The following is a 19490-nucleotide window of genomic DNA, read 5'->3' as shown; positions in this document are numbered from 1 at the left end:
GGACCCACCTCGCCTCATGTCCGCTCGCGTTGCCCTCGAAGGGTTTCGTGCTAGACGCAGCCCCCGAGCCGGCCTCGGTCGGCTCTCAACGGAGGGGATTCTTTCAAATGAAGAAGATGCTGACTCGGAGCGTGGTGTTCGTGGCCCTGACTGGAGCGCCCCTGGCGCTGGCGCAGGATGCGGCCCAGCCGGCGACTCCGCCCGCGGCTCCGGCCACGCCGGTGAACAAGCCGAGCGCCGACGCGGTCCGCGACACGTGGAACTACTTCTACAAGGGCCAGGGCCAGGGCCCCATCCTCGTGGACTTGAAGCTCTGCACCGAGGTGGGCAAGGAAGGCCCCACCAAGTTCGAGTGCATCGGTGAAATTGATCCGGCGGCCGGCGTGAAGGCCAACACCACCATCACCGTGCTGCAGAACTACCTGGTGCCGCAGAACGACACCGTGGAGGACGTGGCCCTCCAGACCAAGCAGGGCGCCACGGTGCGCGAGACGAAGGATGTGAAGCTCAAGAGCGAGGGCTGGCGCAGCATCCGGTGGAACAGCGTGCGCCTGACCAAGGCGGGCGCCTGGACCATCAGCGTCATCCGCGGGGATGAGACGCTCAAAGAGATCCAGATCAAGGTGAACTAGTCCACGCTCGAACCTGGAGGGATTGCACCCTGGGGGCCCGGCACCCGGAGCTTTTTACGGGCCTCCGTCCCCCGGGGGATCCCCTCACCACCCCCCATCCCCCTGTCTTCTCAAGAGATTTGCCGCGCCGCGGTGCTGGCAATGCCCTTGCAGAAGGACAGCCTGCGGTTCGAAGGGCAGGGGTCGGTCAGGGCGAGGTGGGGGGAAGAAGGCGGGGGCTGGAGTGAGGTGGGCGGGGGAGCCACGAATGGGTCACGAGCGCTGGTGCTGGGGGACAGCCGAGCGATGCGTGGAGGAATGGCTCGAACGGGGGACGCCCTCGGGGTGGCGGCCTAGGGGAGACCGAGGACCTTGGGGGAGGGCCCCTGCCCTTCAACCGTGGATGTAGGCAAGCCGGGTTTCCCGGACCTTCGTTGAGAAGCCAAAGGTCCTGGGTCGAGCCCTGACGGCATGTTACCGCACGGTGTCGTACCGTTGAATTCGACTTTCACACCGTGCCCGTGTTAATCGGCCGCCGCCTTCTGGGCTCTTCGGGCTCCGAAGGGCGAGGCTGTGCTGAAGCGTCGGCGCGCGGTGTCCCCGCTCGCTGGCGGCCAACCCCTCGACATTCTCCTGTTCATTCCCGGCTCGCGGCGCCCGTAGGGGCTTCGAGTCACAGACGAGTCTCTTGAGGAGTTGCACCCCATGACATCCACCGTTTCACGGATGGACGCCCTTCGCAGGGGCGTCACCGGCACGGCCGCCCGGGTTCTCGGAGCCCTGGCCGTCCTTGCCGGTAGCACCGCCCGCGCCAGCGAGGCGGACCTCATCCTTCCGGACTTCGCCTCCCAGTCGTTTCTCAACAACGCCCTCAACGGCCACCAGCTGCTGCTCGGCGGCATCGTGGTGTGCGTGATCGGCCTCGTGTTCGGCTTTCTCCAGTACGCCCAGCTGAAGAATCTGCCGGTGCACAAGTCGATGCTGGAGATTTCCGAGCTCATCTACGAGACGTGCAAGACGTACCTCGTCACCCAGGGCAAGTTCATCATCGCCCTGTGGGGCCTGCTGCTGGTGGTGATGGTCGGCTACTTCGGATTCCTGCAGCACATGCTGAGCGAGGCTCCCCTCAAGCTCGTCTCCATCCTCGTCTTCAGCCTCATCGGCATCGCGGGCAGCTACGGCGTGGCGTGGTTCGGCATCCGGGTGAACACCTTCGCCAACAGCCGCACCGCCTTCGCCAGCTTGCGCGGCAAGCCCTACCCCACCTACGCGATTCCCCTGCAGGCCGGTATGTCCATCGGCATGGTGCTCATCAGCACCGAGCTGTTGCTGATGCTCATCATCATGCTCTTCGTGCCCGCCACGTACGCGGGCCCGTGCTTCATCGGCTTCGCCATCGGCGAGTCGCTGGGTGCCTCGGTGCTGCGCATCGCCGGCGGTATCTTCACCAAGATTGCCGACATCGGCTCGGACCTGATGAAGATCGTCTTCAAGATCAAGGAAGACGACGCGCGCAACCCGGGCGTGATCGCGGACTGCACGGGCGACAACGCGGGCGACAGCGTGGGCCCCTCGGCGGACGGCTTCGAGACCTACGGCGTGACGGGCGTGGCGCTCATCACCTTCATCCTCCTGGCGGTGCCGGAGGGCTACCGGGTGCAGCTGCTGGTGTGGATTTTCACCATGCGCATCGTGATGGTGATCGCCAGCCTGCTGTCCTACTTCGTCAACGAGGCCATCCAGGGCGCCAAGTACAAGACCGCCGACAAGATGAACTTCGAGCACCCGCTGACGTTCCTGGTGTGGTTGACGTCGGCGGTGTCCCTGGTGCTGACCTTCGTCGTCAGCAAGCTGCTCATCCCGGATCTGGCCGGTGACTCCACCCTGTGGTGGAAGCTGTCGCTCATCATCACCTGCGGCACGCTGGCGGGCGCCATCATCCCCGAGGCCATCAAGGTCTTCACCTCCACCGAGAGCCGCCACGTGCGCGAGGTGGTGACGGCCAGCCGCGAGGGCGGCGCGAGCCTCAACGTCATCTCTGGTCTGGTGGCGGGTAACTTCTCCGGCTACTGGATGGGCATCATCATCGCCGGCCTGATGGGCGCGGCGTTCTGGGTGAGCACCTCCGTGCCGCCCGCGCTGATGCTGGCCCCGGCGGTGTTCGCCTTCGGTCTGGTGGCCTTCGGCTTCCTGGGCATGGGCCCTGTCACCATCGCCGTCGACTCGTACGGCCCGGTGACGGACAACGCGCAGAGCGTGTACGAGCTGTCGCTCATCGAGAACGTGCCCAACGTGAAGGAGCAGGTCCAGAAGGACTTCGGCTTCACGCCGGACTTCGAGAAGGGCAAGGAGTACCTGGAGGAGAACGACGGCGCGGGCAACACGTTCAAGGCCACGGCCAAGCCGGTGCTCATCGGCACGGCGGTGGTGGGCGCCACGACGATGATCTTCTCCATCATCGTGCTGCTGGTCGGCACCGAGACGCGCGATGGCATCATCTCGCTGCAGACGGCGAACCTGGGCAACCTGTCGCTGCTGCATGCTCCCTTCCTCCTGGGCCTCGTGACGGGTGGCGCGATCATCTACTGGTTCTCGGGCGCCTCGATGCAGGCGGTGTCCACGGGCGCCTACCGCGCGGTGGAGTTCATCAAGGCCAACATCAAGCTGGAGGGCGTGGAGAAGGCGAGCGTGACGGATTCCAAGCGCGTGGTGGAGATCTGCACCCAGTACGCGCAGAAGGGCATGCTCAACATCTTCCTGGGCGTCTTCTTCAGCACCCTGGCCTTCGCGTGCGCCGAGCCGTACTTCTTCATCGGCTACCTGATCAGCATCGCCATCTTCGGCCTGTACCAGGCGGTGTTCATGGCGAACGCGGGCGGTGCGTGGGACAACGCGAAGAAGCTGGTGGAGACGGAGCTGCGCGCCAAGGGCACGGACCTGCACGCGGCCACGGTGGTGGGCGACACGGTGGGCGACCCGTTCAAGGACACCTCGTCCGTGGCGCTCAACCCGGTCATCAAGTTCACCACCCTGTTCGGCCTGCTCGCGGTGGAGCTGTCGGTGGAGCTGAACAAGGCCGGCCAGGGCACGCTGACCCACATCCTGGCGGTGGTCTTCTTCATCCTCTCGATGTTCTTCGTGTACCGCTCGTTCTTCGGCATGCGCATCGAGTCGCCGATCCGCAGCTCCGAGGGCGCCAAGGAGCCCGTGAAGGCCTAAGCCTCACGCCTCCCTGAAGTCTCTCGAGCGGCAGGGTGCCTCCGGGTGCCCTGCCGCTTTGCTTTGCGGGGTGGCTCAGCGCTCGACGCGGAAGGCGGGCGGGTCGATTCGGGTGGAGCGGCACTCGGGGCAGGCGCCCGGCCGGGTGAAGCGCTTGCGGTCCCGGAAGACGAAGCCACAGGCGATGCACTCGGCGGGCAGCACCTGCAGCCGGCCCCCCGAGGCCTTGAGGGACTTCTCCAGGTGGGAGAGGTGCTCGGCCACATCCTTCTCCGAGATGCCCACCGCGCCGGACAGCTCTCTCGCGGTGAGGCCTTGCTCCGGGGCGGCGGCGAGCGCGGCCTCGAGCGCGGCGCGGACGGTGGTGCCTCGGGCCTGCGGGCCTTGCTCGCTCATTCACTCACCTGCCTGTTCTGGGAGGAATTGGGGATACTGGGGGGTGGGAGATGACACGCTTGGAGACCGGAATGAAAAGAAAGTCGTTGTCCTCTCGACTTTCTTGAGAAGTCAGACTACGTGAGGCATTGCCCAGGTCGGGCTGGGAAAAAGGCGGCAACAGCCGTCTCGCAACGAAAGAAGAAGGTTCATGGCAACTGGTACTGTGAAGTGGTTCAACGACGCGAAGGGCTTCGGTTTCATCACCCAGGATGGTGGCGGCGAGGACGTGTTCGTCCACCACACCGCGATCAACATGGATGGTTTCCGCACTCTGGCCGAGGGCCAGAGGGTGGCGTTCGAGGTCACCCGCGGTCCCAAGGGACTGCAGGCCGCGAACGTCCGCGCGGCCTGAGAAACAACCCCAGGTGATGCACCCGGAGCCCGGCCTCTTCACGGAGGTCGGGCTTCCGCTTTTCGTGGCGCAAGGGCTTCCCTCCGGCTCGGCGCGGGCTCAGGCTGCCTCGCATGCGTCTGCCTCGCCTGCCTCGAGTGATTGGCTTCGATGATGGTCCCTTCCTGCGCCGTCCTGGCGCCTCGGTGCCCGTGGTGGGCGTGGTGTGCAGCGGCACGCGCTTCGAGGGGCTCGTCTGGGGACGGGTGCGCAAGGATGGGAGGAGCGCGACGCGCGAGGTGTGCCGGCTGCTCGAGGGAGGCAAGTTCCTGCCTCAGCTTCATCTGGTCTTGTTGGATGGGATTGCCTTTGGCGGCTTCAACGTGGTGGACCTGCCTGAGCTGGCGGCCCGGCTGAAGCGACCCTGCGTGGCGGTGATGCGGCGGCTGCCGGACATGGATGCGGTGGAGCGCGCACTGCAAAGGCTCCCACGTCCGGAGCAACGGCTGGCATTGATTCGGCGGGCGGGGCCCATCCATCAGCTGGGAGGCTTCACGTTCCAGGTGCAGGGTGCGGAGCCGACCGAAGTGGCGGATGCCCTGGCGCGAGTCACGGACCGGGGCCTCGTCCCGGAGCCGCTGCGGCTGGCCCACCTCATTGGCTCGGCGGTGGTGACGGGCGAGAGCAGCCACCGGGCCTGACCTGCCTCGTGGGCTGCCCACTGGTATGCTTGTCATACCAGTTCGGACCAGACGCGGCCGGCAGGGCTGCCATTGATTGCCCTGCTCATCCAGCCCTGGCGTGAGCTTGCGCCTCTCCGCTACTTCAAAGCCGCCCGAGCGTTGCGGAAGAGCCGCATCCATGGGCCTTCGTCACCCCACTCGGTCGGGCGCCACGAGTGCTGCACCGTCCGGTGCACCCGCTCCGGGTGCGGCATCGTCACCGTGAAGCGCCCATCCTGCGTCGTCACGCCGCTGATGCCGAAGGGCGAGCCATTCGGGTTCGCCGGGTAGCTCTCTGTCACCTGACCGCGGTTGTCCACGAAGCGCGTCGTCACCAGCCCCAGCCCGTTCACTCGCGCCGCTTCCTCGGCGTTCAGGAACTCCGCGCGCCCCTCTCCGTGCGAGACGGCGATCAGCATCCGGCTGCCCGCCATCCCCCGGAAGAAGAGCGAGGGGCTCTCGGCCACCTCCACCATCGAGAGCCGCGCCTCGAACTGCTCCGAGGTGTTGCGCACGAACCGGGGGAAGTGCTCCGCCCCTGGGATGATGCTCTTGAGCTGCGCCATCATCTGACAGCCATTGCAGATGCCCAGCCCGAAGCTGTCCGGGCGCTCGAAGAAGGCCGAGAACTCATCCCGAGCCCTGGAGTTGAAGAGGATGGACTTGGCCCAGCCTCCACCCGCCCCCAGCACGTCTCCATAGGAGAAGCCGCCGCACGCCACCAGGCCCGCGAAGTCCTTCAGTGACACGCGCCCCGAGAGCAGATCGCTCATGTGCACGTCCACCGCCGCGAAGCCCGCGCGGGTGAACGCCGCCGCCGCCTCCATCTGACTGTTCACGCCCTGCTCGCGCAGCACGGCCACCCGAGGCCTCGCCCCCTTGGCAATGAAGGGCGCCGCCACGTCTTCCTTCGGATCGAACGCCAGGCGCGGCGAGAGCCCTGGATCCTCGGCGTCGCACTTCGCGGCGTACTCCTGCTCCGCGCAGCTCGAGTTGTCCCGGAGCTTCTGCATCTCGTAGCTGACGCGAGACCAGTATTGACGCAGCGCCATCGTCGGCACCGCGAGCAGCGTCTGCTCCCCGTGGCGCAGGCGCACCTCCAGCTCCGTCCGAGGCCGCCCCAGCTCATGAGCCTGGGCTCCGAGCCCATGCCGCGCCAGTACCTCGCGCACGCGTCCCAGGTCCGCCGCGCGAACCTGCAGCACCGCGCCCAGCTCCTCGTTGAAAAGGGCCGCCAGCGCGTCTTTCCCCAACCCTGTCAGCTCCACGTCCAGGCCACAGTGTCCCGCGAAGGCCATCTCGCACAGCGTCGCCAGCAGGCCGCCGTCCGAGCGATCGTGGTACGCCAGCACCAGCCCCGCCGCGTTCAGCTCCTGGATGGCCGAGAAGAAGCCTCGCAGCACCGCCGGGTCCTCCACGTCCGGGCACCCGGCCCCCACCTGCTCGTAGACTTGCGCCAGCACCGAGCCACCCAGGCGCTGCTGCCCCTTCGCGAGGTCCACGAAGAGCAATCGCGTGTCCTCGTTCAGCTCTCGCAGCTGCGGCGTCAGCGATTGGCGCACGTCCAGCACCGGTGCGAACGCAGATACGATCAGCGACAGCGGCGCCGTCACCGCCTTGCGCGTTCCCTGCTCCTCCCACACCGTGCGCATGGACATGGAGTCCTTGCCCACCGGAATGGTCAGCCCCAGTGCCGGGCACAGCTCCATGCCCACCGCGTGCACCGCCGCGTAGAGGTTCGCGTCCTCGCCCGGGCTGCCCGCCGCCGCCATCCAGTTGGCTGACAGCTTTACGTCCGACAGCTTGCCGATCCGCGCCGCTGCGATGTTCGTCAGCGCCTCTCCCACCGCCATCCGCGCCGAGGCTGCCGCGTCGATGAGCGCCACGGGCGTCCGCTCGCCCATCGCCATGGCCTCGCCCGTGTCGCTGGTGATGGTCGTCAGCGTCACTGCGCAGTCCGCCACTGGCACCTGCCACGGGCCCACCATCTGGTCCCGGCTCGTCTGGCCCGACACCGTCCGGTCTCCGATGGTGATGAGGAAGGACTTGTCCGCCACCGTCGGGTGCCCCAGCACTCGCGCCACCATGTCTCCCAGCTCCGCCCCGTCCAGCTTCACCGGAGCGTGCGTGAGCGGACGGGACTTCACGTCCCGGTGCATCCTCGGCGGCTTGCCGAAGAGCACGTCCATCGGCAAATCAATGGGCGCGTTGCCGAAGTGCTTGTCCTCCAGCTTCAGCACCTGCTCGGCCGTGGCCTCTCCCAGCACCGCGTAGGGCGCACGCTCCCGCTCGCACAGCGCCCCGAAGCGCTCCAGGTTCTCCGGCGCCACCGCCAGCACGTAACGCTCCTGCGCCTCGTTGCACCAGATCTCCACCGGAGACATGCCCGGCTCGGCGTTGGGGATGGCTCTCAGCGAGAGCGCCCCACCCAACTCGTTGTCGTGCACCAGCTCCGGCACCGCGTTCGAGAGCCCGCCCGCGCCCACGTCATGGATCGACCGGATGGGATTCATCTCGCCCATCATCCAGCAACGGTCGATGACCTCCTGGCAGCGCCGCTGCATCTCCGCGTTGTCCCGCTGAACCGAGGCGAAGTCCAAGTCCACCGCGCTCGCGCCCTGCGCCAGCGAGGACGCCGCGCCCCCGCCCAGCCCGATGAGCATCGCCGGCCCGCCCAGGACAATCAGCTTGTCCCCCGCCCGCAGCTTCCCCTTCTGCACGTGCGAGGCCCGGATGTTCCCCAGGCCTCCGGCGATCATGATGGGCTTGTGGTAGCCGCGCACCTCCACACCCTCGGGCGTGGACACCTGCGCCTCGAAGCTCCGGAAGTAGCCGCACAGGTTGGGCCGGCCGAACTCGTTGTTGTACGCAGCCCCGCCGATGGGCGCCTCCAGCATGATGTCCAGCGCGGAGACGATGCGCTCGGGCTTGCCGTACTCCCGCTCCCAGGGCTGCTCGTAGCCGGGAATCCGCAGGTGCGAGACGGTGAAGCCCGTCAGCCCCGCCTTCGGCTTCGCACCCCGCCCCGTGGCTCCCTCGTCGCGGATCTCTCCGCCCGCTCCCGTCGCCGCTCCCGGGTACGGCGAGATGGCCGTCGGGTGGTTGTGCGTCTCCACCTTCATCAGGATGTGCGTCGGCTCGCGCTGGGAGCGCCACTCGCCGCTCTCCACGTCCGGGAAGAAGCGCTCCGCCTCGAAGCCCTGGATGACCGCCGCGTTGTCCTTGTACGCCGACAGCACGCCCTCGCTGTGCACCGCGTACGTGTTCTTGATGGCCTGGAACAGCGAGCGCTCCCGCTGCACCCCGTCCACCGTCCAGCTCGCGTTGAAGATCTTGTGCCGGCAGTGCTCGCTGTTGGCCTGCGCGAACATCATCAGCTCGACGTCCGTGGGGTTGCGCTTCAGCTCGCCGAAGCGCGCCACCAGGTAGTCGATTTCATCCTCGGCCAGCGCCAGCCCCAGCTCGCGGTTGGCCGCCGCCAGCGCCGCCTTCCCTCCGCCCAGCACGTCCACCGTGGCCAGCGGCTTCGGCGTGTGCTCGGCGAAGAGCACCTCCGCCTCGTCCATCCGGCCTACGACGACCTGCGTCATCCGGTCGTGCAGCACCGGCATCACCCGCTCCAGCTGCTCGCGCGAGAGCTTCTCTCCGTCCTTGTCCCCGACGAAGTAGACGATGCCCCGCTCCATGCGCTTGATGCGGCGCAGGCCGCAGTTGTGCGCGATGTCCGTCGCCTTGCTCGACCAGGGAGAGATGGTGCCTGGCCGTGGCATCACCACCAGCCGGCTCCCCACCCACCCTTCGATGATGAGCCTCGGGCCATACTCCAGGAGCCGGAAGAGGATCTCCTTCTCGGCGTCGGAGAGCGGCTCATGCGGCTCGATGAAATGCATGAACTCGCCGTAGAGCGTGGCGACCTCGGGCACCCGCTCGCGGCAGAGCGCAAGCAGCTTGTCCCGACGGAAGGTGGAGTGGGCAGGGCCACTCCGCACTGTGAGCATTCTGGTCATGTGAGAAGCCTGAAGACTCTGAACAACAGCCGAGCCGTGCTTATCACCGAGCCTACCCGTCTGGTCCTGAAAGAATGGAGGGCCCGTCGCCTGCTACACGGACGGACAGCCAGCCCTCCCCCCGGTCCGGCCGCCTCAATCCTCCCGCCAGAGTACGTGGAAGGTGACATCCTCGAGAGTGAAACCGTGGACTTCCACACGCGCCTCCCGGACGCCGCACCCCCGGAGGCCCGCCAGGATGGCCCCCTGCACCAGGTAGCGGGTGGGCCCCGTCTCGTTCACTCTGAGTTCCAGGTGGCCCGGGGCCAGTTCCTGCAAGTGGACTTCGGTGTAGTTGTTGCCTGAGCGAAAGCTCTGCTGCACCCGGCCAAGCACGCGCCGGGGGCCCAGCAACTGCAGGACGCTGAACAGCGCCCGCCCCATCATCGTGCTCCGGTAGCCATCCACCATGCACTCCCCGAGGGCCCGGTAGGCCTGCTCCTCGGGCGCTCCGGTGTACAGCTCCCGGGCCACCACGCGCACACAAGAGCACCAGATTTCAAAGGGATAGGCCGGCAGGAGCTTGCGGTCCAGGTCAACGCCCACGTCGCGGAGGTGGTGCCGCAAGGAGGGGGTGATCCGGCCTTCGAGTCCCCGGACGAACAGCCCCTCGAGGGTCTGATCGAAGACCAGCTTCTCCTGCATGGGAGTAGTCTACTCCCCCGAGCCTCCTAGCGCGGAGCAAGTCTCATGGGTCTTCACCGAGAACTGGCCGCGATGGCCATGCGGGCCACGCCCCTGCCTGGGCAGAGGAACTTCCTCCACGACACGGGAATCCACGCGCCGGTCCCCCTGCACGATGGCTCCATCGGCGTGGTGGCGCGAGAGCCCTTCAAGGCCGAGGAGCTCAAGCGGCTGTTCGATTTGATGGTCATCTTCACCATCGGGGACTTCGCGAGCGGGGCGAGCTGCTCGAGTTACTTCGACCCGAACAGCCCCTGGTACAACGTCTTCTACGGTGCTTACGGGGTGCGCTCGCACAAGCGGGATGGGAGCCCGTGGGGCTTTCGCGGCGACGGGCGGCCGAACGTGGACGAGATGCTCGAGGTGCCGTGGCTGGACTACAACTTCCTCACGGCGGGGAACCTGGGGTGTCCGCCCTCGCGGATGTGCTTCCAGGTGGAGGACGTGAGGGAGGGCAAGGAGGGCTTCTGGCACACGGCCGAGGTGGCCTGCATCATCCCCAGCGGGCTTCACCGGATGAAGGACGCGGTGACGCCGGACCTGACGTACTACGCCGTCTTCGGAGTGCCGGAGGAGCACTTCCTATCGAGCCAGCGCGAGAGCTACGAGCCGGTGCGCATGCGCGGGAAGATGTACTTCCGGCCGGTGGCTGAGCGCACCACGCTCGTGTGGGGCGGGCTGTGCCCGGACACGCCGGATGGACAGCGGCTGTTCAACTCCATCCTGGAAGGGATGACGCCGCTGTACCGGTAGGGCTCCTCAGGGAGTGCTCGAAGCTGATGGCTACTCCGCCTGGACGAGCGCGGCCAGTTGTCCCTCCGCCGCGGCCAGCTCCGCCCGGCGGATGTCCACCGCAGCCCGGGATTGAGCCGCGGCGCTCGCGGCGAGGAAGCGACGGCTGTCCGCATCCGAGAGTTCCAGGTTCGTGACGACGCCTGCTCGGGCTGAGGCCTCCACCTGCTTCTGGGCCCGAGCCGCGAGCTGCGCCTGGGCCTCCGCCTGCGTCAGCGCCGCTTGCGCGGCCTCCAGGTTCGCCCGCGCCGCAACCCATGTGGCCCGAGCCTTCGCCCGGCTCCCGTCGAGCTGCGCCTTCGCCTGAGCCAGCTTCGCCTCGTCCTCGCGCTTCGCCGCGTAGCGCAGCCCGCGGTCGTACAACGGCACCGTCACCGCGAGAATCAAGTCGTAGCTCGTCGTCTGGCCGCTGAAGCCCGTGTTCGAGTTGTAGTTGCCCTTGCCCACCGCCGCCACGCTCGGCAGCCATGCGAAGCGGTCGTAGCGCAGCACTCCCTCCGCTGCTTCAAACGCCTTCGTCGCACTGCGCACCGAGTAGGTCTGCTCCCACGGCTGCGCCTGCTCGTCCTTCACTCCACCCCACTCCACGCCGGACGCTCCCGCAGGCAGCGGAGTCACCGGCTCGCCCACCAGCGCCTCCAGCATGGCCAGGAGCTGCGCCCGCTGTCCCGCGAGCTGTGCCAACTGCGCTCGCGCCTGCGCCGTCTCCGTCTGGGCTCGCAGCAGGGACACCTCCACCGCCATGCCCACCTCGAGCTGCGCCCGCGCGTCCTTCTCACGCTTCAGAGCCACTGCCTCCGCCTCACGAGCCGCTTCGATGAGCTGCTCCACGCCCTGGAGCCCCAGGTACGTGCGCGCCACGTTGAGCAGCACCTGCTCACGAGCCTCCTGAGCCCCGAGCGCCGCCGCCTCACTGCCCGCCTGCGCCGGCCCGATGAGGAACGCACCCTGCGGCGTGAACAGCGGCTGGGAGATCTGCAACGTCGCGTACCGGGAATTCACTCCCACGATGGGAACCGGTGGAGGCAGGGCTCCCAGGTTCTGGGGCGGAATCTGGTACACCTGTCCTACCAGTCCGACGAACTGTCCCAAGTCGAGCGAGGACGGTGCGCTCGTGTGGACGATCTGGCCGGTGGCGGTGATATCCGGCTTCCAGGCCGCCCACGCCCGCCCCACCGAGGCGCGAGCCAGCTCCGCCTGGGCGCGGGCTGCCGCGATGTCCGGGCTCTGCTTCGCCGAGAGGGCCAAGGCCTCCTTGAGAGCCACCTGGCGTCCACGGGCCGACGCCTCCACCACTGCCACCGGTGGCACCGCGGACTCGGGAGCCTGCGAGGGCGCGGCAGCAGCAGGAGCCTGCGCGGATGCAGAGAGTGGCGCGAGCATCACGGTGGCCACCAGGAGCGATACACGTCGGGTGTGCGTGGCGACATGTGCGCCACGCGAGTCAATCACTGAGGTCTTCATAGATGGTCCATTCAGGCGCTCCGGCTGGAGCGTGAGTCTCAGGCGGCGCGCTCTTCCTTCGCCTCCACGACGGACGTCACCGGTGCCAGCTCCGGCTTCGGCTCGGGCTTCTTGCGGCTCCGGAAGAAGCCCACACGCTCCATGCCCGCGAACACCACCGGCACCACCAGCAGCGTCAGGAAGGTGGAGGTGATGACACCGCCGATGACCGAGATGGCCATGGGCGCGCGGAACTCCGCGCCCAGTCCCTGGCCCACCGCCGTGGGCACCATGCCGATCGCCATCGCCGCGCTCGTCATCAGGATGGGCCGCAGACGCCGCGGGCCTGCCTTCAGCAGTGCCTCGTCCACACTGTCACCCGCTCGCAGGTGCTGCAGCGCTCCGTCCACCAGGAGGATGGCGTTCTTCGTCACCAGGCCCATCAGCAGGATGACGCCAATCATGGCGCCCAGCGACAGGTGATGGCCCGTCACCACCAGGCCCAGCAACGCGCCCACCAGCGCCAGCGGCAGCGACACCATGATGGTGAACGGGTGCTTGAACGACTCGAACTGGCTGGCGAGCACCATGTAGATGAACACGAAGGCCAGGCCGAACGCCGCGCCGAACGCGTCGTTCTGCTCGTCCAGGTTCTTCATCTGTCCGTCGAAGGAGATCGAGTACCCCGCCGCCAGCTTCGTCTCCGCCACCTTCGCCTTGAGCGTCGTGGCGATGTCTCCCAGCGCCGCGCCCTTGTCGAGCTGCGCGTAGATGGCGATCTGCCGCTCGCGGTTCTCGTGCTCGATGACGCTCGGGCCGTCCTTCAGGTCCACCTCCGCCACGTCCGTCACCGGCCGCAGCCCGCGCGGCGTGTACACCTCGAGCAGCCGCACCTTCTCCGGCGTGGCGCGATCCTTCTCCGCCAGCCGCACGCGGATGTCCGTCTCGTCCGTGCCCTCGCGCAGCTTGGCCGCCACGTCGCCACCGATGGCCAGCCGCAACTGCATCGCCAGCGTCGCGGCGCTCAGGTCCACGTCCGTGGAGCGCGCCCGGTCGATCTGGATCTGCAGCTCGGGCTTGGGCGGGTTGGACTCCACACGGATGTCCGCCGTACCCGGAATGTCGCGGAGGATCTGCGCCACCCGCTGTGCCTCCACGTTGACGCGCGCCAGGTCCGGCCCGGTGACGCGCACCATGATGGGGTACCAGTCACCCAGACCCTCGATGGTCGGCGGATCCGCCAGGTTCACCTGCGTCGCCACGAGCGCCGGCCCGAGCAACCCACGCGCCTCCTCCTTGATGGGCTGGATGCCCCGCTTGCGCTCCATCTTCGGCTGAGTCAGCACGCGCAGGCGCGACTTGTTCACGTCTCCGTTCAGGCCGACGATGCTGTAGATGTCGACCACCTCGGGGATGCCCTTGAGGAGCTGCTCGGCCTGCGCGGTGCGAGCCTCTGTCTCCGCCAAGCTCGCCGAGTCCGGAAGCTGCAGGTCCACCAGGAACTGTGAGCGGTCCTCCGCCGGGATGAACTCCGCGCCCAGCCGGCTCGCCGCCCCGAACGAGCCCACCAGCACCAGCACGGTGATGCCCACCGTCGTCCACTTGTGCCTCAGCACCCAGGCCAGGATGCGCGCGTACACGTGCTCGATGCCGTCCAGCCCGCGCCGGATGGCCGAAGCCACCGCGCTCTCCTTGTGAACCTCGCCCGGCTTGCGCGCCTTGGCCAGCCGCGCCGACAGCATCGGGTCCAGCGTGAACGAGATGAACAGCGACACCAGCACCGCCACGGAGATGGTGACACCGAACTGCCGGAAGAACTGGCCCACGATGCCCGGCATGAACGCCACCGGGATGAACACCGCCACCAGGGACATCGTGGTCGCCAACACCGCCAGGCCCACGTCCTTGGTGCCGCTGGCCGCCGCGGACATGGGGTCCTCGCCCTGCTCCAACCGGTGGGTAATCGCCTCGCGCACCACCACCGCGTCGTCGATGAGCAGACCGATGGCCAGCGACAGCGCCAGCAGCGTCATCTGGTTGAGCGTGTAGCCCAGCAGGTACATCACGAAGAATGTGCCCACCACCGACGTGGGCAGCGCCAGCGACGAGATGAACGTGCCGCGCACGTCCAGCAGGAACATCAGGATGATGAGCACCGCCATCGCGCCGCCGAAGATGAGGGCGATCCACACCTCCTTCGCGTTCTCGCGGATGAGCTCCGACTGGTCGATGAGCAGCGTCGCCTTGAAGCCGTTGCCCATAGAGGGCCCCAGCTCCGCCAGCTTCTTCTTCACCAGGTCGCTCACCTGCACCGTATTCGAACCCGGCTGCTTCACCACCTCCAGGATCACCGCGTCGTTGCTGTTGAGGCGAGCCGTGGTGCGGCGCTCAGCCACGCCGTCCGTCACCGCGGCGATCTCATCCAGCCGCACCTGCGCACCCGTGCGGCTCTTGGCCACCGGCATGGCGCGCAGCTCCTCCACGCTCCGGAACTGCCCGAGCGAACGCACCGTCAGCTCGCTGGGCCCCAGCTGCAACCGGCCCGCGGGCAGGTTCAGGTTCTCCATCCCGATGCGCTGGGCGATCTCCACCGGAGCCACGCCCACCGCTCGCGCCTTGTCCAGGTCGATGTCCACCTGGACCTCCCGCACATCACCGCCCGTGACACGCACCTCGGCGGCGCCCTCCAACTGCGCGAGCGCCGGCTTGATGCGATCGTCGATCAACTTGCGCAGCGCCTGCGAGGACATCTCCGCGCTCACCGCGTAGGTGAGCACCGGCGTAGCCGAGAGGTCCACCCGGCTGACCACCGGCGCATCCGCGTCATCGGGCAGCTTGTTGGACACGATGGCGACCTTGTCGCGCACCTCCTGAACAGCGGTATCCAGGTCCGTGGCCAGGGTGAACTGCACCGCCACCGTGCCCAGGTTCTCGCGGCTATACGAGTGGATCTTGTCCACGCCGCTGATGCCGGCCACCGAGTCCTCGATGGGCTTGATGACCTGGGTCTCGATTTCTCCCGGGCCCGCGCCCCGGTACACGGTGTTGACGATGACGAACGGGAAGGACACGTCCGGGTACAGGTCCGTGCCCAGGCGCTTCAACCCCATCACCCCGAGGACGATGAGGCACAGGGACATCATGGCCGTGAACACAGGCCGGCGGATGGAGACGTCACTCAGGAACATGAGAGGCTCGCGGAGGCTGCGAGAAAAGGAAGAGAGGCGGCCCTACTTCACGGAGACCCGGGTCCCGTCCTGCAGGCCCGCGCCGGGGTAGTCGATGACCTTGTCCAGCGCCGTGGCGGCCTTCACCACCACCTCGCGGGCGCGGCGCTCGATGACCTGCACGTCCACCCGGCGCGCCTCGCCGGAGGGCAACACCACGTAGACATGGTCCCCGTTCGCCGACGAGAGCGCCGAGGCCGGCAGCACCTGCATGTCCTGCTGGTCACCCATGGCCAGCACCGCCCGCGCCAGCGTGTGCGCCACGAAGCGGCCGTCCGAGTTGGGCACGGCGATCTCCACGGGGATGCGCCGGGTGTTCGCGTCCGCCGAGGGAAGGATGAGGCTCACCGTCGCCGCGTCCGAGGAGGCCGTGCCGCCAATGGCCTCCACGCGCACCTTGCTGCCCTGCTTCAGCACTGCCCGCGCCGGCTGCGCCACCGTCGTCTTGAGGATGAGCGTGTCCAGGGACTCCAGGGTGAAGAGCGGCACGCCCGGAGCCACCGTGGCGCCCGTCTGCTCGGGCGCGTCGATGAGGGTACCCGCGAAGGGCGCCTTCAGCTCGTGGCGGCGGCGGGCGGCCCGAGCCTGCGCCAACTGCGCCTGCGCGGCCATCAACTGCGCCTTCGCCTGCTGCGAGGTGGTGGCGGCCGTGCGGTTCTGCAGGTCGCTCACGTTGCCCTGCTCCTGCAGCTTCGCGTTGCGGCCGGCCACGTCCTCGGCCATGGCGGCACCCGCCTGCGCGGCGGCCACAGCGGCCTCGGCTTGCGCCACCTGCGCGTCGACGATCTCCACATTCAGCGTGGCGAGCACCTGGCCCTTCTTCACCACCTGCCCTTTCTTCACCTGCACCGACTCCAGCCGGCCGCCCACCTCGAAGCCCACCTGGAGCGCCTGGGACGGGAAGAGCGAGCCCGTCACCTCCTCGCTCGGCGTGGCCTGCGTCGTCTTGGACTCGATGAGCTTCACCACCGGCACCGGCGCGGTGGAGGCCGCGGGGGCCGGGGCTGCGGCATCCGCCTTCTCACAGGCGGACAGCGAGAGCGCGCCGACGAGCGCCCCGGTGGCAACGAGAACGCGGGTGACGGTGGGCTTCATGATTTCCTCGAAGTGTGACGTGTGTGCGCGCGGGACGAGCCCTGGCGCGTGGAAGTGCGAGAGGCGGCGGCGCGCGGCGCGCGGACCGGCGCGGGAGCGGTGTCCCGGGGCATCACACCCTCTCGAAAGATTCGCTGGAGTTCGCTCGCCCAGCCCGCCAGGTCCGGCTTCTCCTGCATGAGGGTCATCTGCTGGACCAGCAGCGCGTAGGTGCCGACGATGACGGTGCCGAACAGCTTCGCGTTCACGTCCGAGCGGCAGGTGCTCATCTCCTGCAGCCGCCGGCAGTCCGTGGCGACGCGCTCCACCTCGCGGTCCACCAGCACCGGGAACAGGTTCTCGTACTCCGTCCCCTGGCTGCCGCGCAGCAGCACGTGCATCACGTCCCGGTAGTCCCACATCACCTCGAGCGTGCGCAGATCCAGCTCCGTCTCGAGCCGCACCAACCGCTCGAGGCGCTCGCTGCGCTCCGCGAGATCCCTCGCGTCCGGACGGCCGTGCTCGGTGAAGAAGCGCTCCATGGACTCGAAGCGCTCGTGGGACAGCGTGTCCAGCGTGGCCCGCACCTGATCGACCACCTCGCCGAACAGCGCCTCCTTGGAGGCGAAGTGCAGGTAGAAGGCGCCCTTGGACAAGCCGCACGCGGCAGTGATGTCCTCGATGCGAGCCCCGCGCAGGCCCTTCTTCACGAACTCCGCCCGAGCAGCGGAGATGAGATCGGTGCGGGCATTCGGATCAGCGGGGCGAGCCATGGCGGGCCAGTTATTAACCCGCTGGTCATAAATCGCCCAGGAATTTCTGAACGACGAGTCACTGACTCACCGGTCAGGCTTATCAAACACTGAAGCCGCGCCGGCCCACGGACACGTAACCCCACGAAATGAAAAGGGCGGCCCCCAGAGAGGAGCCGCCCGAGAGGCGTCACTTCGGATGCGCGAGGACTGCTTTCAACGAGAGCGCCCTCGTAGCACTCGCGAAGCTCTGGCCGAACGGAACCTCGGCCACCAGCACTCTTCGCGACGTCAGGGGATGGCTACAGGCGTCGAGAGGGTCGACCCTGGCCATTCGGGAACGGCCACATAGGTTTATTTTTCGGCTATTTCTGGAATGTAGGAATCATCTCACCTCTTCTCCAGGGAGGAGCAGAGGGGGCAGGTGGCGGCAGTGTGGGGCGTGTCCCGGCGGTGCACGTCCAGCAGCGCGCGAGAGATTTCCGCCAGCTCGCGGCGCACCTCGCGGCGGGCGCCCTTCATCCGGGCAATGCGCATGTCGTCATAGCCCGTCGTCTGGTGACGCAGCCAGGCAATCACCGCGGCCTCGGCGCGGCGCTCCACGGGAATGCGCTCGGTGCGCGCCACGGTGCCGCTGCCCACGGGGGCCGCGTGGCTGGTGACGATGACGGCCAGCCGCTTCGCGTGGTTGGTGAAGGTGGGCGCGAAGGCGAGGAAGCGCAGCACGGCGTTGGCGAAGTCCACCTCGTACTCGGCCTGCTCACGCTCTCGGCGGGCCTGGTCCGAGGCGCGGCGCTTGGCGTAGGCGGGAGTGGCGCGTTCGACTTCGAGCTCCGCACGGGCGGCGGAGATGTGGGCTTCGGGGGCCCAGACGCCTCGGGAGAACGTCTTGCGGCCCTTCTTCTCCACCACCGTCCAGGTGGGGCCGGCGGCCTTCACGCGGCGAGTGAGCCCGGCATCTCCAGGGGGCAGCAGAGCCCAGCCCGAAGGCGGAGTGAGGAGGGTGCCATCCGGCGCACGCACGCGCCGCGGATCCGAGGTGGGGGCGACAGTCAGGGAGTCAGGCATGGGACAGGAGCGCGGCTGCATAGCGCACGAAGCGTCAGTCAGGAAAGCACGGGGGCGTGATGACCTGATAAATGGCCGCCACGCGAGCGTCCGCGTACCCTGCGTGTATTCGAGGGCCCGGGCGCAGCGGGAGGTCCTCTTCTCGTGGGAAGCGCCGGCATGTCCCTCCTCAGGCTTACCTTCCTTGGCACCTCGGCAGCGCAGCCCACGCTGCACCGCAACCTGTCCGGACTGGCGGTGAAGGCCGACACGGACCTGCTCCTGTTCGACTGTGGCGAGGGCAGCCAGCGGCAGATGGTGCGCTTTGGCACCGGGTTCAGCGTGGACGCGGTGTTCTTCACCCACTTCCACGCGGACCACTACCTGGGAATCATCGGGTTCCTGCGCACGCTGGGGATGATGGGCCGCGAGCAACCCATGCGCCTGTATGGCCCGCCCACGGCGAAGCGCGTGCTGCACCAGGCGGTACACCTGGGCGTGGAGGCGCTGGCCTTCCCCGTGGAGATTGTCGAGCTGAAGGACGGCGACAGCGTGCGGCGCGAAGGCTACACGGTGCACGCGGTGGGAGTGGATCACCGCATCAACGCGCTGGCGTACGTGCTGGCGGAGGACGACCGGCCGGGGCGCTTCCACGTGGAGAAGGCCAAGGCGCTGGGCGTTCCCTCGGGGCCGGACTTCGGCAAGCTGCAGCGCGGCGAATCGGTGACGCTGGCCGACGGCACCACGGTGCGGCCCGAGGACGTGCTGGGCGCGGCGCGCAGCGGGCGGCGGCTGGTCATCTCCGGGGATACGCGGCCGTGCGCCTCGCTGACGCGGGCGGCGAAGGACGCGGACCTGCTCATCCACGAGTCCACCTTCAGCGACGACGAGCAGGAGCGGGCGCTGGAGACGCGGCACTCCACGGCGCGCGAGGCGGCGCGAGTGGCGCGCGAGGCGGGCGCCCGGCGCCTCATCCTCACGCACCTGTCCAGCCGGCACGACACCGACCCCTCGAAGCTGCTCGTGCAGGCACGCGAGGAGTACAAGGGGCCGGTGGAGGTGGCCCATGACGGGCTCACCGTGGAAGTGCCGATGCGGGACTGA

Annotated in this window: 14 protein-coding genes; 6 read left to right on the top strand and 8 right to left on the bottom strand. The window is 68.0% G+C overall.

What is annotated here, in order from left to right; all coding sequences use genetic code 11:
- Window positions 1-107: 107 nt before the first annotated feature.
- Both KY501_RS15230 and KY501_RS15225 read left to right on the top strand, forming a co-directional pair.
- Window positions 108-632 (top strand): hypothetical protein, encoded by a 525-nt coding sequence (locus KY501_RS15230; RefSeq protein WP_224363690.1) that lies wholly within the window; start codon window positions 108-110, stop codon window positions 630-632.
- 684 nt (window positions 633-1316) lie between these two features.
- Window positions 1317-3830 (top strand): sodium-translocating pyrophosphatase, encoded by a 2514-nt coding sequence (locus KY501_RS15225; RefSeq protein ID WP_224363689.1) that lies wholly within the window; start codon window positions 1317-1319, stop codon window positions 3828-3830.
- 75 nt (window positions 3831-3905) lie between these two features.
- Here KY501_RS15225 and KY501_RS15220 read toward each other — a convergent pair whose 3' ends face one another.
- Window positions 3906-4226: a transcriptional regulator gene (locus KY501_RS15220; protein WP_224363688.1), complete on the bottom strand. Its 321-nt coding sequence runs from the start codon at window positions 4224-4226 to the stop codon at window positions 3906-3908.
- 190 nt (window positions 4227-4416) lie between these two features.
- On the opposite strand from KY501_RS15220, the gene KY501_RS15215 reads away from it, so the two are divergent.
- The gene (locus KY501_RS15215) at window positions 4417-4620 is read left to right on the top strand and encodes a cold-shock protein (RefSeq protein WP_224363687.1); all 204 of its coding nucleotides are present in this window, start codon (window positions 4417-4419) and stop codon (window positions 4618-4620) included.
- A 113-nt stretch (window positions 4621-4733) separates the two neighbouring features.
- Entirely contained in the window at window positions 4734-5300 is a 567-nt protein-coding gene (locus KY501_RS15210) for an endonuclease dU (protein WP_224363685.1), read from the top strand.
- Window positions 5301-5419: 119 nt separating this feature from the next.
- Here KY501_RS15210 and purL read toward each other — a convergent pair whose 3' ends face one another.
- Window positions 5420-9328 (bottom strand): phosphoribosylformylglycinamidine synthase, encoded by a 3909-nt coding sequence (gene purL / locus KY501_RS15205; protein WP_224363683.1) that lies wholly within the window; start codon window positions 9326-9328, stop codon window positions 5420-5422.
- A 135-nt stretch (window positions 9329-9463) separates the two neighbouring features.
- Window positions 9464-10012, bottom strand: a complete 549-nt coding sequence (locus tag KY501_RS15200) for a DUF2378 family protein (RefSeq protein WP_224363681.1) — start codon at window positions 10010-10012, stop codon at window positions 9464-9466.
- Between the two features lie 45 nt (window positions 10013-10057).
- Here KY501_RS15200 and KY501_RS15195 point away from each other — a divergent pair, with 45 nt between their 5' ends.
- Window positions 10058-10804, top strand: coding sequence for a hypothetical protein (locus KY501_RS15195; RefSeq protein WP_224363679.1), 747 nt, complete (start codon window positions 10058-10060; stop codon window positions 10802-10804).
- A 30-nt stretch (window positions 10805-10834) separates the two neighbouring features.
- Here the strand turns inward: KY501_RS15195 and KY501_RS15190 are convergent, their stop codons facing one another.
- The 5 genes from KY501_RS15190 to KY501_RS15170 all read right to left on the bottom strand — a co-directional run bounded on the left by KY501_RS15190 (window position 10835) and on the right by KY501_RS15170 (window position 18407).
- Complete coding sequence (locus KY501_RS15190; protein WP_224363677.1) at window positions 10835-12307, bottom strand: TolC family protein; 1473 nt, start codon at window positions 12305-12307, stop codon at window positions 10835-10837.
- Between the two features lie 38 nt (window positions 12308-12345).
- Window positions 12346-15474 (bottom strand): efflux RND transporter permease subunit, encoded by a 3129-nt coding sequence (locus tag KY501_RS15185; RefSeq protein WP_224363675.1) that lies wholly within the window; start codon window positions 15472-15474, stop codon window positions 12346-12348.
- Window positions 15475-15516: 42 nt separating this feature from the next.
- Window positions 15517-16608 (bottom strand): efflux RND transporter periplasmic adaptor subunit, encoded by a 1092-nt coding sequence (locus tag KY501_RS15180; RefSeq protein WP_224363674.1) that lies wholly within the window; start codon window positions 16606-16608, stop codon window positions 15517-15519.
- Window positions 16605-17360 carry a TetR/AcrR family transcriptional regulator gene (locus tag KY501_RS15175; RefSeq protein ID WP_224363673.1) on the bottom strand — a complete coding sequence of 252 codons (756 nt, stop codon included), beginning with the start codon at window positions 17358-17360 and terminating at the stop codon, window positions 16605-16607. The genes KY501_RS15180 and KY501_RS15175 overlap by 4 nt, the downstream gene beginning before the upstream one ends.
- A 369-nt stretch (window positions 17361-17729) precedes the next feature.
- On the bottom strand, window positions 17730-18407 hold the full coding sequence (locus KY501_RS15170) for a DUF2293 domain-containing protein (RefSeq protein ID WP_224363672.1): 678 nt from the start codon (window positions 18405-18407) through the stop codon (window positions 17730-17732).
- Between the two features lie 159 nt (window positions 18408-18566).
- On the opposite strand from KY501_RS15170, the gene rnz reads away from it, so the two are divergent.
- Window positions 18567-19490 (top strand): ribonuclease Z, encoded by a 924-nt coding sequence (gene rnz, locus KY501_RS15165; protein WP_224363671.1) that lies wholly within the window; start codon window positions 18567-18569, stop codon window positions 19488-19490.

Origin of the sequence: Hyalangium versicolor (assembly GCF_020103695.1) — a bacterium.
GTDB lineage: Bacteria > Myxococcota > Myxococcia > Myxococcales > Myxococcaceae > Hyalangium > Hyalangium versicolor.
Note: the sequence above shows the minus strand (reverse complement) of the source record. Positions and strands in the feature narration are given on the sequence as shown.

Coding starts and splice junctions, on each gene's coding strand:
- KY501_RS15200 (WP_224363681.1), bottom strand. CDS start 10,012: ATGCAGGAGAAGCTGGTCTTCGATCAGACCCTCGAGGGGCTGTTCGTC.
- KY501_RS15190 (WP_224363677.1), bottom strand. CDS start 12,307: ATGAAGACCTCAGTGATTGACTCGCGTGGCGCACATGTCGCCACGCAC.
- KY501_RS15170 (WP_224363672.1), bottom strand. CDS start 18,407: ATGCCTGACTCCCTGACTGTCGCCCCCACCTCGGATCCGCGGCGCGTG.
- KY501_RS15180 (WP_224363674.1), bottom strand. CDS start 16,608: ATGAAGCCCACCGTCACCCGCGTTCTCGTTGCCACCGGGGCGCTCGTC.
- KY501_RS15220 (WP_224363688.1), bottom strand. CDS start 4,226: ATGAGCGAGCAAGGCCCGCAGGCCCGAGGCACCACCGTCCGCGCCGCG.
- KY501_RS15210 (WP_224363685.1), top strand. CDS start 4,734: ATGCGTCTGCCTCGCCTGCCTCGAGTGATTGGCTTCGATGATGGTCCC.
- KY501_RS15225 (WP_224363689.1), top strand. CDS start 1,317: ATGACATCCACCGTTTCACGGATGGACGCCCTTCGCAGGGGCGTCACC.
- KY501_RS15230 (WP_224363690.1), top strand. CDS start 108: ATGAAGAAGATGCTGACTCGGAGCGTGGTGTTCGTGGCCCTGACTGGA.
- KY501_RS15185 (WP_224363675.1), bottom strand. CDS start 15,474: ATGTTCCTGAGTGACGTCTCCATCCGCCGGCCTGTGTTCACGGCCATG.
- KY501_RS15195 (WP_224363679.1), top strand. CDS start 10,058: ATGGGTCTTCACCGAGAACTGGCCGCGATGGCCATGCGGGCCACGCCC.
- KY501_RS15175 (WP_224363673.1), bottom strand. CDS start 17,360: ATGGCTCGCCCCGCTGATCCGAATGCCCGCACCGATCTCATCTCCGCT.
- rnz (WP_224363671.1), top strand. CDS start 18,567: ATGTCCCTCCTCAGGCTTACCTTCCTTGGCACCTCGGCAGCGCAGCCC.
- KY501_RS15215 (WP_224363687.1), top strand. CDS start 4,417: ATGGCAACTGGTACTGTGAAGTGGTTCAACGACGCGAAGGGCTTCGGT.
- purL (WP_224363683.1), bottom strand. CDS start 9,328: ATGACCAGAATGCTCACAGTGCGGAGTGGCCCTGCCCACTCCACCTTC.